The sequence below is a fragment of the Paenibacillus sp. J31R30 genome (genome assembly GCF_059692115.1).
Map to the genome: position 1 here is coordinate 1 of NZ_JCAUAV010000023.1, position 14,410 is coordinate 14,410.

The following is a 14,410-nucleotide window of genomic DNA, read 5'->3' on the forward strand; positions in this document are numbered from 1 at the left end:
TGACTCACCATTTGCCTTATTTACAGCATGCGCGTATGGCGGAATTGGCAGACGCACTAGACTTAGGATCTAGCGGGCGACCGTGGGGGTTCAAGTCCCTCTACGCGCATCAATCATCCCCAAGTCGTAACTTACGGCTTGGGGATCCCTATGCGGAAGTGGCTCAGCGGTAGAGCATCGCCTTGCCAAGGCGAGGGTCGCGGGTTCGATCCCCGTCTTCCGCTCCATTTTTTATTAAGCGCCCTTAGCTCAGCTGGATAGAGTATTTGACTACGAATCAAAAGGTCGGGAGTTCGAATCTCTCAGGGCGCGCCATTTTATCACAATTGTATCGGGATGTAGCTCAGCTTGGTAGAGCACCTGCTTTGGGAGCAGGGGGTCGCATGTTCAAATCGTGTCATCCCGATCAAGTAAGAAAGCATAGATTGTCAGCTTGATGCTGATAGATTCTATGCTTTTTTCGTTTATTCTCCGTTTGACCGGCATTTACTATTTTCTGGGCATCAAGTTTCCATTGGTGTATAGTAGACAGGGAAGAGGAGGTTACAACATGGAATTACGCTGGAGAAGGAATCTATTTATATTATGGATTGGAGCATTCTTTTGCGCGATGGCGTACACACTCTCGATCCCGTTTATCCCTATATTTTTGCAGGAGGACTTGGGTATACATAGCGGTTTGGAGGCTTGGTCGGGAATTACGTTCTCAGTGAGCTTTCTGGCGAGCGCGTTAATTGCACCGTATTGGGGCTCTCTAGCTGACAAATATGGCAGAAAACCGATGCTGCTTCGCTCAGGGTTAAGCTTGAGTGCTGTCTATTTTCTTAATTATTTCGTGAATGATCCCTATACATTTATTATAGTCCGAGTTCTGCAGGGTCTTATGGCGGGCTACATCCCAGCCTCGATGGCTTTGGTCAGCACGAATACACCAGAGAAGCACGTTGGTTATGCTCTAAGTGTCATGTCAACGGCAACGGCAGCTGGAAGCATTCTAGGACCTTTGTTTGGCGGTATGCTCAGCCATTGGGTCGGGACAAGAGAGTGCTTCCTAGCCTCAGGCTTCATTGTACTGATATCGGCTGTGATTGCGGTGGTCGGTGTGAAGGAAGTGCATCACAAGAAAGCAGGCGCACGTCCAAGTGTGCTTCAGGACATTAAGCAAGCAACCGCAAATAAGCAGTTATTATCCATTTTTGGATTAACCGTATTGGTAGCAACCTCGGTGATGATTTTAGAACCGCTTTTAACGATTTATGTGGTACAAATCGGTGGGAGCGCCAAGGGGGCTTCACTGAGCTCAGGCATTATTTTCTCGGCTGCAGGCGTAGCGACCGTCATCATGGGATCAAGATGGGGCATTATCGGGCAGAGAATCGGCTACGACAAAACACTGCTCATTGGCTTAATCGGTGGCGGTATTGGGAATTTGCTGCAATTGGCTGCGCATAATTTGATCGCTTTTGGTGTGCTTCGTTTCAGTTATGGGTTGTTTTTTGCCGCGGTCTATCCAGCACTGAGCGCGCTTATTGTGAAATATTCAGACGCTGATTTTCGAGGGCGAGCGATGAGCTTAAATCAAACATCGAACCAATTGGGAATGATGGTGGGTCCTTTGATTGGTGGTTTTTTAGGCGGCTGGATAGGGATTCATTCTGTATTTTTACTGACGGGATGCTCGCTGCTTCTAGCTGCTGGTTGGCTGCAAATCAATCTTAGAAAACAAATGAAACAGCTGTCGGCAGACTGAGGTTTCAAAGGGGATAGATTGGTTAATACAAGAGAATATAAAACTCGAACACAAAAGGAGCAAATCAGAGATGTTGAAGAGAACGTTAGGACGTTTGAACAAGGAAACCTCTGTTGTGATGTTTGGAGCAGCTAGTCTAGGTCAGGTAACACAGGAAGAGGCAGATGCCTCGATCGCCTACGCGTTAGCACATGGCGTGGATCATTTTGATACAGCGGCGAGCTATGGAGATGCAGAAGTGCGGATGGGCCCGACGATCAGCCGGGTGCGGAATGACATTTTTTTAGCTACCAAAACAGGGCAAAGAACGAAAAAGGAAGCGAAGGATGAGATATACCGCTCCTTGGAACGGATGAAGGTAGATTCGGTCGATTTGCTCCAGCTGCATGCGGTAGGATCGATGGCGGAATTAGATCGCTGCACGGCTAAGGGCGGAGCGTTGGAAGCGGCTCTGGAAGCGCAAAGCGAAGGCATCGTGAAAGAGATTGGGATTACAGGTCATGGGCATGAGGCGCCTGCTGTTCATTTGGAGGCTTTGCGTAGGTTCCCATTTGCAACGATCCTCTTTCCGTTGAACTATTATATGTACGGGTTGCCGGAGTATCGTGAGGCCGTAGATGCCTTGATGGAGGAAGCGAATAAGCAGCAGACTGCGATTCGAGTGATCAAAGCCATTGCGAAGGCGCCATGGATAGAAGGGGCGGAGCGTCCTTATGCGACGTGGTATGAGCCTTTTGATCAGCAGCAGATCATTGATGCTTGTGTGTACTTCGTGCTGTCGTTCCCAAGCGTGTGTGGATTTGCGAGTGCAGGGGATGTGCATTTATTTCCCAAAATCGTGGATGCCGTAGAGCGCTATGGGACGATGAACAAGGACGAAATGGAGCGGATCCTGAGCGGGATTAGTGGGTATACGAGTGTTTTTGGAGCGCCGACGTCGATCGCTTAATGTGTTTAATAGGAAGAGCCTTCACCCTGTTGGGTTGAAGGCTTTTTTGTGTCTTCCGCACGTATACGACACTTAAAGGAGGTGCCTTACGAATAGCTATTAGGTACGTTAGGAGGCATGGAACATGATTAAATTAAAGGCAATACCTCGACGCTTCTGGCAAGCTTGTGTTGGCATAGTCCTAGTCGTAAGTGTAGGAATGACGTTAATGAGCTATTTTTACATAAAAAGACTTGATGTATCTCTGTTGAATCAGCCGCTTCCAGAGGCATCCATCGTGCTCGATAGGAATGGCCAAATCGCTTCCCAGTTGTCTGCGTCAAAGATTAATGCTGTCCCTTTTAATGAAATCCCACAGGTGCTGGTAGATGCCATTGTTGCCGTGGAAGATAGACGGTTCTATGAGCATAAGGGCGTTGATGTGAAGTCTATTTTCCGCGCTGTTGCCCGCGATGTGCTGAAAGGGAGCTATTCTGAGGGCGCCAGTACGATTACGCAGCAGTTAGCTCGTAACCTTTTTCTTACTGCGGATAAAACGGTAGGTCGTAAATTGCGAGAAGCTGCTTATGCCATCAAAATAGAGACCAGTTACAGTAAGGATGACATTCTGGAAATGTATCTGAACAAGATCTATTTCGGGGAAGGCAGTTGGGGTGTGCAAGGGGCTGCTAAAACGTATTTTAATAAAAATGTGACAGACCTCAACCTGGCTGAAGCGGCGGTGCTGGCTGCATTACCTAAGGCGCCTAGCCATTATTCCCCTTTTCAGAATGAGGAACAGGCACTAGAACGAAGAAACACGGTCCTTAAACTGATGCAGAAGGAAGGCAAAATATCGCAACAGGATTACGAGAAAGCTGCAGCGTCAGCACTCGGAGCTGTGAAGACGGTCAATACGGATGAGGCTAAAGGGAGATATCGCGCTTATGTGGATGCCGTTATTGAGGAGGCTGTATCCCTCTATGGCTTTACGGAAGAACAACTGCTGACAGGCGGCTTGCGCATCACCACTGAGCTGGATCCTGCGGTTCAAAAAGCAGTCACAGATGTCTATAACGATGAGAGCTTATTTCCAAGCAGTAAGCCGGATCAGCTGATTCAAAGCGGGGCTGTTCTTGTCGATCAGCGAACAGGCGGCGTTAGGGCGCTGTCTGGTGGACGAGGTGAGGGCGTATTTCGAGGCTTCAGCCGTGCGACCCAGTTACGAAGACAGCCAGGATCGGCCTTCAAGCCCATCGCTGTCTATGGACCAGCACTGGAAAGAGGCTACAAGCCTTCATCGATGCTGTTTGATGGTCCACTCAATATCGGGGGCTATAAGCCTCAGGATTGGGACCACCAGTCGAGGGGGCAGGTATCGATGCAAGAGGCGATTACTTCTTCCTGGAATATACCAGCGGTCTGGCTTTTACATGAGATTGGGATCGATAATGGCTTGCAGTTTGCGAAGTCATTGGGGATAAGTCTACCAGCGCAAGACAGGCAGCTGGGGATCGCGCTGGGCGGGCTTTCGGAGGGCGTATCTCCGCTGCAGATGGCGCAGGCTTTTAGTGCTTTTGCAGCGAAAGGAGTTCTGAATCCCGCTCATCTGATCTCTAAGATTGAGACCAACGATGGACACCTTCTTGTTGAGGCGAAAGGGAAGGGGCTATCCGTGATGCGCGCTGAAACAGCGAATGCCATGACAGCTATGCTGCAGACGGCAGTTGCGCAGGGCACCGGGAAAAATGCGGCTATGAACCGTCCCGTAGCGGGGAAATCGGGGACGACACAGCTGCCAGCGACGAAGGAATTTGAGGGCATTGGCAGTGGTAGCGCCAAGGATGCTTGGTTCGTCGGCTACACGCCGGAGTTGACGGCTGCGGTATGGGTCGGATATGACCGCACGGACGCGACACATTATTTAACAACCTCAGGCGGGGCTGTGCCTGCCGTATTATTCCGTGAAATGTTGAGTCGTGCATTAGCTCAAACACCTGTTGTTCCTTTTGATATACCGATGAGTGTGGTAGATAAGCCGCAGAAGGAAGACCCAGGTGCACCGGCTTATGGGGACATATCTCCCGAGAACCCTGATAAGGATAAGGAGCCTAAGAAGCCAGCTGAACACGGTAAAGGACATGGTAAAGACAAGAACAGATAGAAAGAAGCCCTCGCTATCCATTAAGGATGACGAGGGCTTTGTTTTAACTTCTTAGTCACGTTTGTTGTCGTTCCCGTGCTTCTTCTCGTTTTTCTCATTCTCTTTGTTTCGATCTTCGTATTTATCTTTGCTTTTTTCTATAGTTTTATCTCTGTCCTTATTGAACTCTCTGTTATTATCCTTGTCACGGTCTTTGTCATTTTCTTTTTGAATTTCTTTTTGAATTTCTTTTTGATCATCTTTTTTGTCATCATCATTTTCATGATCTTTGGAATGCATGTTTAGATGAACATTCAACTTAGCAGCATCAAGGTTGTATTGTTTAGCGAGCTGCTGACCAAGTAATCTCTTTGCATCAGGGGAGCTTAAGTCAAGAGCACCAAGCAGGTTAGCGATCCAAGCCTGAGCTTGAGCGCCTGTCAGATGAATATTGCCGGCATGAGGAGATTGGACTCTTAGATCGCATTGAAACCCTTGCGCTCCCTTGGTCATCAGTTTAATATGCAGGTTGAAATGCTGTCCATCTACGCTTACATCCATATCCGTTAAGTCAGATTCCTTGCCTGTCGGAGTCGCCTTTGGCGTACTGTCCGCAGGTTTCGAAGGCGTAGTAGTTGGCCCAGCAGATGGACTAGGAGTTTCTTGGACAGGAGCAGGCAGCTCACTTGGCACCGGGGTTGGCGACGGTGCTGTTGATGGAGCAACCGCAGTTTCGGAAGTTCCCTTCACATAAGCGGCCTGCTTTTTGTTATTCAGAATGACTTCAATCTCATTCCCAGTCTTTAAATCACTGGGTTGAGCCTTCTGGTCATTAAGGTACACCCAGACGGATGAAGCTAAAGGAATGGTCTGATCACCAGCATCCGTATGTAAAGAAATCGTATCCGTCGTCAGGGCTGTCAGTTTGCCATGGATAGTTGTTGACGTTGTTGCGTTGGATGACGTTGAAGCATAAGCTGTCCAACCGCAGAGCATCAGGGTAGCTACTACAGCAGCTATAATTGTGAGTTTTATTTTTTTTTGCATCCTAAACACCTCCGCTAACAGCTTTCGAGGCGAAGGGAGGTTTTAGGACGGTACATGCAAATCTGCCTTGTAAATGGTTGAGCTGACTAGTCTGTGTCGGACTGCAGACGCTGCATGAATTCTTCAGCTGCACTGTAGCCTTGCTGGCGCAGATACCAGCTGTTGGCGGCGGCTTCAATCAGACCGGCCACATCGCGCCCAGGCTGTAACTGGATTTCAATATGTGGAATCGAAATATCCATATAGTCTGTGAAAGTGGGTTCCAGCTCCAGGTCATTGTTCAGAGCATGCTCTTGCCACTTCGTTAGCTCGATATCGAGCACGATGCGTGTTTCGTCCTGAAAAGCCTTGCGGCCATAGAGCCGTGAAACATTAATCAGTCCGACGCTGCGCAGCGCGAGGAATTCCTTCGTTTTGCCATTGTGGGTACCGAGTAATGTTTCAGGGCTAATCTTCTTCAGCACCACAATATCATCAGCGACAAGTCGGTGGCCTCTGCGGATCAGTGTGTGGGCTGTTTCGCTTTTGCCAACACCGGATTTCCCGCGCAGGAGGATGCCAATCCCTGAAACATTGACGCAAACACCGTGGACGGCGATCTCCTGTGCCAGCGATTTACTCAAATATAAATCGACTAAGTCCTGAAATTTACTTGTTGCGGCACTGGTACGGAGAAGGGGGATTTTCTCTTCTTCGCAGTATTTGGTTAAGTATTTCAAGCCTTCTTGGTTTCTCGTTACGACGAAACAAGGCGGATGGTATTTGACAATATTACCGATGTGCAAATTTCTTTCATTTTCGCTGAGCTTATGCAAGTAAGTGATTTCTTTGCGACCTAATAGCTGTACATGTGCTTGTGGGAAATATTCAAAATAGCCGACAAATTCCAGCCCCGGGCGGTGTGCCTTGGTTTTGGTGATAGGGCGATGGAGCTCCGTATGGCCAGCGAGAATTTCGAGCGAAAAGCGATCAACTAAGTCCTTCACAGTAACAGGCTTCAAACGGGAGATCCTCCTTCGAGTTGTGCATACATATGTGTGAATAGTAATTTACATTGCTATCTCTACTAGATTCTCTTAATGGTATTAACAATCCTGCAATGAAAGCGCTTGAACCCAGTGTAAATAGCATTTCATAGCTTTTCATTGCTTTTGCAAGTTAAGTTGGTATGATTAGAGGAAAAGTAGTAGGGGGATTAAATGAATATGGAAGCTACGTACAAAAACTGTCAGAGCTGTGGAATGCCTCTCGCTCGTGATGAGCAAGGCGGAGGTACCGAGAAATCTGGTATTAAGAGTAAAATGTATTGCAGCCATTGCTATCAAGACGGAGCATTTACGTCACCGGATTTAACGGCAGAGCAAATGAAGGAAATAGTGAAGTCGAAGCTGGTAGAGTTTGGTTTTCCAAAGTTTCTCACGGGTCTATTCACCAGAAATATTCCGAAACTAAAGAGGTGGTCGTCCCGTGAGTAAGAAAAATAATGTGCAATCATTTGCAGCGATGAAAGAATGGCTTGCGATTCCGGAAACATTTCGCACGCGTCTGTTATCGAATGTTTATTGCGTAAAATGTAAGGGTGAAACGACGATCATCGACTATTCGGTGAATCTGGAGAAAATCGGTATCGTACTAGACGGCATTTGTAAAACCTGTCAACAGAAGGTTGAACGAGTTATAGAGAGAGAATAAAACACAAATAACGCTCTGTACCGTGATGGTGCAGAGCGTTTTCAAATGATTACTTTACTCATCCACCTCTCTGTATGTAAAAGCAGCTATCTGTGAAAGCCGCATTTTTTGGCAAGTGTTGGCCATGTAGAGAGGAACATGCTTTCCCACCTGTCTTCAGGTAATACGAGGATCCATTTCGCAATTTGATCCAAGCCCATTTCGTAAAGCGTGTGAAGCACTTCTTCTTTTGCAGATCCGGTTTTTAATGCTAACATCTCAAAACCACCTCAATCGAATGTATTCAAACAATTATGTATATGCGAATTTTTGAAAATATGTGACGGTTATTTTCAAAATGCTTTCATAAGGAAAGGAAACATCATTTTTTTGCACCATTTAGTCAAAATCGGTTTACATTTTTCTTTAGGCTTGTATAAGAAAACGGGAGGAGGATCATGGTATGGTTCAAATAAGAATGGAGCAAAGTCGGGACTACGAAGAGGTGTTTCAGCTGAATTATTTGGCATTTGGGAACAGAGAAGATGAGTCCAAATTGATCGAAAGAATTCGGAGTTCAGCTGGCTTCATACCGGAATTGTCGCTAGTCGCTGAAGAGAACGGGCACATTGTTGGGCACGTTCTATTGAGTAAAGCTGAGGTTGTTGATGGGGAGAACAAACAGGAAGTCATTGTGCTCGCGCCTATTGCAGTATTGCCAAGTCATCAAAAGCAGCACATCGGAAGCAAGCTGATTCGCGCAGGGCTGCAGCGTTGTGAGGCATGGGGGTATGCCTATGTATTCTTAATTGGACATCCCTCGTACTATCCCAAATTCGGATTTAAGCCAGCAGGAACGCGCGGGTTTGAGCTGAAGCAGTTTCAGGTGCCTGATGATGTATTTATGGTGTGTGAATTAAAAGAAGAGGATGGAGTTCTACCGTTGAAAGGTGAGTTGGTGTATCCTGAAGCATTCTTTTAATGTGGTTAATGAAATCGCTCGAAGAACGAGAACAGATGCCAAAAAGTATCCATGGTGGAATCACCAAGGATACTTTTTTTTGCATGTGAGGATGAGTGCATCAGGTTCATTTTAACTGGCTGCGTATGCTCGGATCGATGGTCTGGAGCACCTGAGCAAGCTGCTCGTCGGAAATGGTCTCTCGTCCGTAGCGTACCCGATTATAGGCAGTAGTAAGCGCGTGAACGGAAGCTTCTGAGAGTTGTGTTTGATGTGTGAGCTCCCTGCCTGTTTCGTTGGGTGTTAAGGATCTCTTAAAGGTGTAGCCGCTCTTGCTAGCCTGCCCAATCAATAATCGGTAAAGGTAGCGGATCCGCTCCTGATTGTTCGGTAGTTGTGACCAGGAGGGCTCGCGAGCGGACGCAGGCCACAGTGTAGAGCTTGCTTTTCGCCACCAAAGATTAGGAAGCTCCCTCCAGTTGAGAAGGGCTTCTTTCTCATCTGTGAAGCCTACCGTTACATCACCTTGTTCGCGTCGTAACGATCGCTTCCAAAAGCGCCGAATGAACGCGAGCAGGGCTGGTGCAAGCTTCATCAGGAGCAAATAGAGGCAGCATAGAACTAGTGCAATCACAAGGACATAGCCCACAATTTGCACAATAATCTGCATGAGAATGCCAAACCAGCCTGGTTCATGAGGATCAGCTGGCGGGAGCGCCATAGGCGGCGGCGCCGAACTGGCTTCAGGGGCATCAGGCGGTGCTTCAGATGTCATCAATCCCAGTAACCAAGCCATGATTCCATGCAGAAGGCGAAGAAAGCCTTGCTTCACTTGCTGAAAGTAAGCGACAGCAGCGATAACGGCAATAAAGACGACCAACCAAATACGACTGTAGCGTTTCACGGTTTGAGACAGCGATGAGGCGGCGGCACGATCATTACCTGCTAAAGTAGCGATAAGGAGCTGAGCGCGATTCGTCACAAAGAAGAAGAGGATCAGGGTACCGAATCCGAGCCCGTTTAAAGCTATTTTGTACGGATGCATAAGATCAGTACGAGTCATAATTGGCACACCAATAAAGTACATCACCCCAGAAATTACGAAAATCCCAGGTGGATAAAGGGAGAGCCACCCGTCTTTGGTGTACCGTATACCCCTATAGACGAGCAAAGCTCCGATTGCCGCACATAAAGCAACGTGCAAAGGAGACAGTTGAAGTAGATAGGATACACCATAACCTGCGGCTACACAGACAAGGAACTCATAACCTTTGCGAGATAGCCATTTGAACTGTCCGAAATAGGCACCGATCACGAAGCAGAGCAGCAGCTGTATACAAGTTAGTCCAAGCATACTGTCAAATACATAGACTTGAGCTAATGTGATTAGCGGGGCAAAGATTACTAACTCGACGATACCGAATAAGAGTGCAAGTCCGACTATGCGTAGGAAGTAATATAAACGATTTGGCCGAGACATTGTTTGGTTAAGCAAGGGCTTGAGCGTCAGATGGAGCCACCTCCTTATCACTGATGACGTCCAGAAGGTTATGCTGCAAAGGAACAATGAAGACGGAATGTCCTAAAGCTTCTAGTCGTTCGATGCTGCGAGCCATCCCCTCGGAGACGAAGGCCGTCAGCAGGATGATGTCTAGAGCCTCGCCTTCCACGTCGATACCGTAATCGAGAAAGTCCTCACAGGAGCGGGCACAAGAGATCGCGAGCTTCGCCATAGTTTGAAAAAGATGCTCTAACTGCGACCAGCCGCCTTCCGGAGCGCAGTAAACAGGAGCCCCCGGCTCATTCAGCAGCCAACCGTTATAACCAAAACCAACCGGAACCCCTCGACTGACCGCATGCTCGGCTAAAGTGGCTGCGTAGGAGAGCGCTTTTTCGACGAGTTCAGGGTCCGTGACGGCATCCCACATCGTTGGGGTCACTTGGCTATTAACAACAATAAGTAAGCGGGGATCGGCCGTGAACTCCCTGTTGTAGACCTGAAGCCGCTGGCTGCGCGCCGTTGCTTTCCAATGAATGCTGTTCATCGTATCGCCATAGCGGTATTCTCTAGCACCCGAAACAAGAAACGGATCCGGCATAATCCAGCGCTGAACCGTCACGTCGCCTTGCCACCGGCTAGAAAGGAGCGGAATATCATCGCGATTCACCAGACGCGGGTACACCAGCAACTCGACATGCATGGAATGCGTGGTAGAGGCCGCTTGTAAACCTACGAAATCACCCATGGTAGCCGCAATGGTCTCCAGCTTATACCAACCGCGTTTGGCCGCATGCACGCCGTGACGCCGTACGATACGGGTATAGGGCATGAGGCTGAACAGGCTGCGATGATTTTGAAAAAGGGAGCCGCTGCTCACTTCCAGATTATTCATTTGGTTGAAGCGAAGCCCCGCATGAATCGTTGATTCCAGGCGCAGCCAAGGTATGGGGGCGAGCTTACGGTTTACGATCGTTTCGATCATGAGAATATCATCGCCGACATGGCAATGGGCCGTATTAAAGGCTCGTTCAATTCGAAGTCCGCGAAACCCCCAGCGGGCAAAGAACTGAAACTGGAGGAAGAACAGCAGGGCGGCGATGATTACAATCCAGCTTATGCTCATCGTTAACCCAGCTTCACTTCCGTAGGAACGGGGGTAGCGGCAAGTATGTTAGTCAGCAGCGCAAGCACTTGCTGATCCTGCCCACGCGAGCGTGGGCGCAGCAGTATGCGATGCGCCCAGACAGGCGCCACCAGCGCCTTGACGTCGTCCGGCAGCACGTAATCGCGGCCGCGCAGCGCCGCGTACACCTGCGCCGCCTTCATCAAGGCGCGAACCGCGCGCGGGCTGACGCCGAGCGCCGAGTCCGCATGCGTGCGCGTCGCTTCCGCGAGCTGCACGATGTAGCGCAGCAGGTCGTCGCTGACGCGCACCTGCGTGAACAGCAGCTGCGCTTCGAGCAGCTCCGCGCGGCTCACGACCGGCAGCAGCTGATCCAGCGGATCCTGCTGCTGGTAGCGCTGCAAGATCAAGATCTGCTCGGCTGCCGTCGGATAGCCGAGCGACAGCTTCATCAGGAAGCGGTCGAGCTGCGCTTCCGGCAGGGGAAAGGTCCCCTGATTCTCGACAGGGTTCTGCGTGGCGATGACGAGGAACGGCGCTTCCAGCTTGCGCGTTTCCCCGTCGATGCTGACCTGGCGCTCCTCCATGCTCTCCAGCAAGCTGGACTGCGTGCGCGGCGTCGCGCGATTAATCTCATCGGCGAGCACGATGTGCGCGAAGAGCGGGCCTGGGCGGAATTCGAATTCGCCCAGCTTCTGGTTGAAGAAATTGATGCCGCTTACATCGGATGGCAGCAGATCGGGCGTGAACTGGATCCGCTTCATGGTGCCATCGAGGGAGCGGGCTAGCGCTTTGGCCAACTGGGTTTTGCCGGTGCCGGGTACATCTTCAAGCAGCACGTGTCCAGAGGCGATCAGCGCGATGACCAAGAGTTCGACGGTGTCGTCTTTGCCTATAATAACGTGACTAACGTTTTCTTTGATGAGGGAAGCGATACGTCCAATGGGTGCGATATTCAAAATGGTTAACCTCCTAAATAATGAATGATGCGAATGAGTGCGATTGACGATGGTAAACATGCATAGCGCTAATGAGATCATGTAGAGGCTGTAAGTTTGCTTAAGGGGAACGTTGTTCCGCTATTTCGCCAACCTTGCTATTTTTTAGCGTTTGAAGGGAACGTAGATCCGCTATTCCAGGGGAAAAGAGCACCAAACCTCCAATTTCGCTTATATAGCTTAACCTTGTTCCCTTAGGACACGAAAATAGGCTATTTAGAGAAAATAGCGCACTGAGGTTCCCTTTCGTTGTCGGTGTGGGTGGTTTGGGTATGTGGTTTCCCATTCGGTTGCCATGGCTGGTTTAGGCATGTGGGCTCTTGGTTCCTCGGGGGGTGTCAAGATTTACATATGTTCTCCCCCAATTTTAACATCCCTTAGGGGATTTTTACCAATGTTTCCTCGGACAGCTATGGAATCCATTTGTATTCTTACTCGGACCACACTCGATGCTATTTGCATCTTCCTTCGAGTAGCGATCGATTTCTATTTGTATATTCGAGGGGCAGTGAGTACAATGATGGTGATAATGAGAAAATGCTACGAGAGATACTTCTAAATTGGGGAGTCCTAGGAGGTCAGGCATGTACAAGCTTTTGTTAGTGGATGATGAAGAGGATGTGCGCGAAGGCGTCGTCCGTGAAATAAATTGGGAAGCGATTGGCTTTGAAGTCGTCGACAAGGCGGAGAATGGGAAAGAAGCGTTGGAAATGGTCGAACGTCTGCAGCCAGATGTGGTTGTGACGGACATTCAGATGCCTTTCATGAATGGCTTGCAGCTGGCTGAAGCAATTAGAGAGCGCTTTCCCACGATTAAGCTCATCATTCTAACAGGGCATGATGAGTTTGAGTACGCCCAGCGAGCGATAAAGCTGCATATTGATGAATATGTGCTGAAGCCTTTTTCCGCGCAGGAGATAGTGAATGCCTTGCTGAAGGTGAAGGCCCAGGTGCAAGAGGAGGTTGCGCATCGCGAGGATGTGCAGCTGCTCAAGGAGCATTACCGCAAGAGCATGCCAGTGCTCAAGGAGAATTTCTTAGCGACATTAATGAATCGCAAGCTCCCGCGGGACGAGGTGTTTGAGAAGGCAGCGAACTATGGGATTGAGCTTAGCGGAAATAGCTATGTGGTGGCCGTTTTGAGCATCGATGGGATCGTTATTTCGGAAGAGGATTCGGAGAATCGAGAAGAGATCTCGAAGTCGCTGTCACTGAAATATTCCGAGGATCAGGCGTTGAAATATTTTGCCCTCTTAAATATTACCGAGGAAATAGCCAATAAGCGCGGGCTTGGCCTTGTTTTTATGCATAATGATCAGGTTGTGTTGTTAGCGGCGAGTGAGAATAGAGACAAGGAAGCGGCGCTGCAAGAAACGATGCGGGTGTTGGAAGAAATTCGGCAGAGTGTGGAAAAATATTTGAAATTCACCCTGACAGTTGGGGTCGGAAGTGTGATGAAGGATGTCACAAAGATCAGCTATTCGTATGAAGATGCGGTACTTTCCCTCGATTACAGGCTCATTCTGGGCAGCAATCGGATGATTTATATTGATGATGTGGAGAAGCGCAGCGTTGACAAAATTCGGTTCGATGATGTGAAAGAACACACGTTGACGCGTTGTATCAAAGTAGGCACGATGCAAGAGATCCGAGAGACGATTGATGAGCTGTTTCAGGGCATTGAGGCTGGCGTGTCGGTCAAGGATTATCAGATTTATTTGCTAGAAATTCTTACTTGCATTCTGAAAGCAGCGAAGGACTCAAACCTGAATGTCGACGAGGTATTTGGCGAGAGTTTTATTCCTTTTACCGAGATTAATAAGTTCACCTCCTTGGAGGAAGCGAAGCATTGGTTGGCCGAGCTGTGTGCGAGCATGATGAATCATATTGCAACGGATCGTCAATATACGTACAAAAACCTCGTGGATCTAGCGAAGGATTACACGAAAAGCCATTTTCATGAGGGCGATATCAACATCAATAAGGTGTGCGGACATCTGCATATCAGTGCGGGGTATTTCAGCTCTATTTTCAAAAAAGAAACGAAAATGACCTTCGTTAACTATCTGAATCAGATTCGGATGGAGGCAGCGAAAGAGCTGTTGCGTTCTACGGACATGAAAGCGCTGGAAATAGCGGAGAAGGTGGGCTATGCGGATGCGAATTATTTCAGTTTCTCGTTCCGCAAAAATGTTGGTGTTTCCCCGAAGGAGTATCGCAATAACAGCGCCAAAGGGCTGTAGCAACTAGAAAGGGGAGAATCGCTTTGAAACGCAGAGTGAGTGCGC

General features: G+C 48.8%; 13 protein-coding genes and 4 tRNA genes. 11 read left to right on the forward strand and 6 right to left on the reverse strand.

Features of this window, described 5'->3' with window-relative positions; genetic code table 11:
- Positions 1-29: 29 nt before the first annotated feature.
- The 7 genes from AC58QO_RS32670 to AC58QO_RS32700 all read left to right on the forward strand — a co-directional run bounded on the left by AC58QO_RS32670 (position 30) and on the right by AC58QO_RS32700 (position 4,842).
- Positions 30-109, forward strand: a tRNA-Leu gene (locus tag AC58QO_RS32670).
- 43 nt (positions 110-152) lie between these two features.
- Positions 153-227 (forward strand) — tRNA-Gly (locus tag AC58QO_RS32675).
- Between the two features lie 11 nt (positions 228-238).
- Positions 239-315: transfer RNA gene (locus AC58QO_RS32680), tRNA-Arg, on the forward strand.
- A gap of 17 nt (positions 316-332) precedes the next feature.
- Positions 333-406 (forward strand) — tRNA-Pro (locus AC58QO_RS32685).
- Positions 407-550: 144 nt separating this feature from the next.
- Positions 551-1,750 carry an MFS transporter gene (locus tag AC58QO_RS32690; RefSeq protein WP_497272922.1) on the forward strand — a complete coding sequence of 400 codons (1,200 nt, stop codon included), beginning with the start codon at positions 551-553 and terminating at the stop codon, positions 1,748-1,750.
- 70 nt (positions 1,751-1,820) lie between these two features.
- Positions 1,821-2,699: an aldo/keto reductase gene (locus tag AC58QO_RS32695; protein ID WP_497272924.1), complete on the forward strand. Its 879-nt coding sequence runs from the start codon at positions 1,821-1,823 to the stop codon at positions 2,697-2,699.
- Positions 2,700-2,823: 124 nt separating this feature from the next.
- A complete protein-coding gene (locus tag AC58QO_RS32700) occupies positions 2,824-4,842 on the forward strand; it encodes a transglycosylase domain-containing protein (RefSeq protein ID WP_497272926.1) in 2,019 nt (672 codons plus the stop codon).
- 51 nt (positions 4,843-4,893) lie between these two features.
- On the opposite strand, the gene AC58QO_RS32705 is transcribed toward AC58QO_RS32700, so the two are convergent.
- Both AC58QO_RS32705 and hprK read right to left on the reverse strand, forming a co-directional pair.
- Entirely contained in the window at positions 4,894-5,868 is a 975-nt protein-coding gene (locus AC58QO_RS32705) for a hypothetical protein (RefSeq protein WP_497272928.1), read from the reverse strand.
- An 86-nt stretch (positions 5,869-5,954) separates the two neighbouring features.
- Positions 5,955-6,869, reverse strand: coding sequence for an HPr(Ser) kinase/phosphatase (hprK, locus tag AC58QO_RS32710; protein WP_497272930.1), 915 nt, complete (start codon positions 6,867-6,869; stop codon positions 5,955-5,957).
- 198 nt (positions 6,870-7,067) lie between these two features.
- Between hprK and AC58QO_RS32715 the strand changes: the two genes are divergently transcribed.
- Positions 7,068-7,343, forward strand: a complete 276-nt coding sequence (locus AC58QO_RS32715; protein WP_497272932.1) for a zinc ribbon domain-containing protein — start codon at positions 7,068-7,070, stop codon at positions 7,341-7,343.
- Complete coding sequence (locus tag AC58QO_RS32720; protein WP_497272934.1) at positions 7,336-7,560, forward strand: hypothetical protein; 225 nt, start codon at positions 7,336-7,338, stop codon at positions 7,558-7,560. The genes AC58QO_RS32715 and AC58QO_RS32720 overlap by 8 nt, the downstream gene beginning before the upstream one ends.
- 86 nt (positions 7,561-7,646) lie before the next feature.
- Here AC58QO_RS32720 and AC58QO_RS32725 read toward each other — a convergent pair whose 3' ends face one another.
- The gene (locus AC58QO_RS32725) at positions 7,647-7,817 is read right to left on the reverse strand and encodes a hypothetical protein (protein WP_497272936.1); all 171 of its coding nucleotides are present in this window, start codon (positions 7,815-7,817) and stop codon (positions 7,647-7,649) included.
- A gap of 185 nt (positions 7,818-8,002) precedes the next feature.
- Here AC58QO_RS32725 and AC58QO_RS32730 point away from each other — a divergent pair, with 185 nt between their 5' ends.
- On the forward strand, positions 8,003-8,521 hold the full coding sequence (locus AC58QO_RS32730; RefSeq protein ID WP_497272937.1) for a GNAT family N-acetyltransferase: 519 nt from the start codon (positions 8,003-8,005) through the stop codon (positions 8,519-8,521).
- Positions 8,522-8,627: 106 nt separating this feature from the next.
- On the opposite strand, the gene AC58QO_RS32735 is transcribed toward AC58QO_RS32730, so the two are convergent.
- Genes AC58QO_RS32735 through AC58QO_RS32745 form a run of 3 tightly spaced genes read right to left on the reverse strand, consistent with a single transcriptional unit; the run spans position 8,628 to position 12,083 of the window.
- Positions 8,628-10,031 (reverse strand): DUF4129 domain-containing protein, encoded by a 1,404-nt coding sequence (locus AC58QO_RS32735; protein ID WP_497272939.1) that lies wholly within the window; start codon positions 10,029-10,031, stop codon positions 8,628-8,630.
- Positions 9,988-11,124 carry a DUF58 domain-containing protein gene (locus AC58QO_RS32740; RefSeq protein WP_497272941.1) on the reverse strand — a complete coding sequence of 379 codons (1,137 nt, stop codon included), beginning with the start codon at positions 11,122-11,124 and terminating at the stop codon, positions 9,988-9,990. The genes AC58QO_RS32735 and AC58QO_RS32740 overlap by 44 nt, the downstream gene beginning before the upstream one ends.
- 2 nt (positions 11,125-11,126) lie before the next feature.
- Positions 11,127-12,083 (reverse strand): AAA family ATPase, encoded by a 957-nt coding sequence (locus AC58QO_RS32745; RefSeq protein ID WP_497272943.1) that lies wholly within the window; start codon positions 12,081-12,083, stop codon positions 11,127-11,129.
- Between the two features lie 623 nt (positions 12,084-12,706).
- Between AC58QO_RS32745 and AC58QO_RS32750 the strand changes: the two genes are divergently transcribed.
- Entirely contained in the window at positions 12,707-14,365 is a 1,659-nt protein-coding gene (locus AC58QO_RS32750; protein WP_497272945.1) for a response regulator, read from the forward strand.
- Positions 14,366-14,410 lie beyond the last annotated feature (45 nt).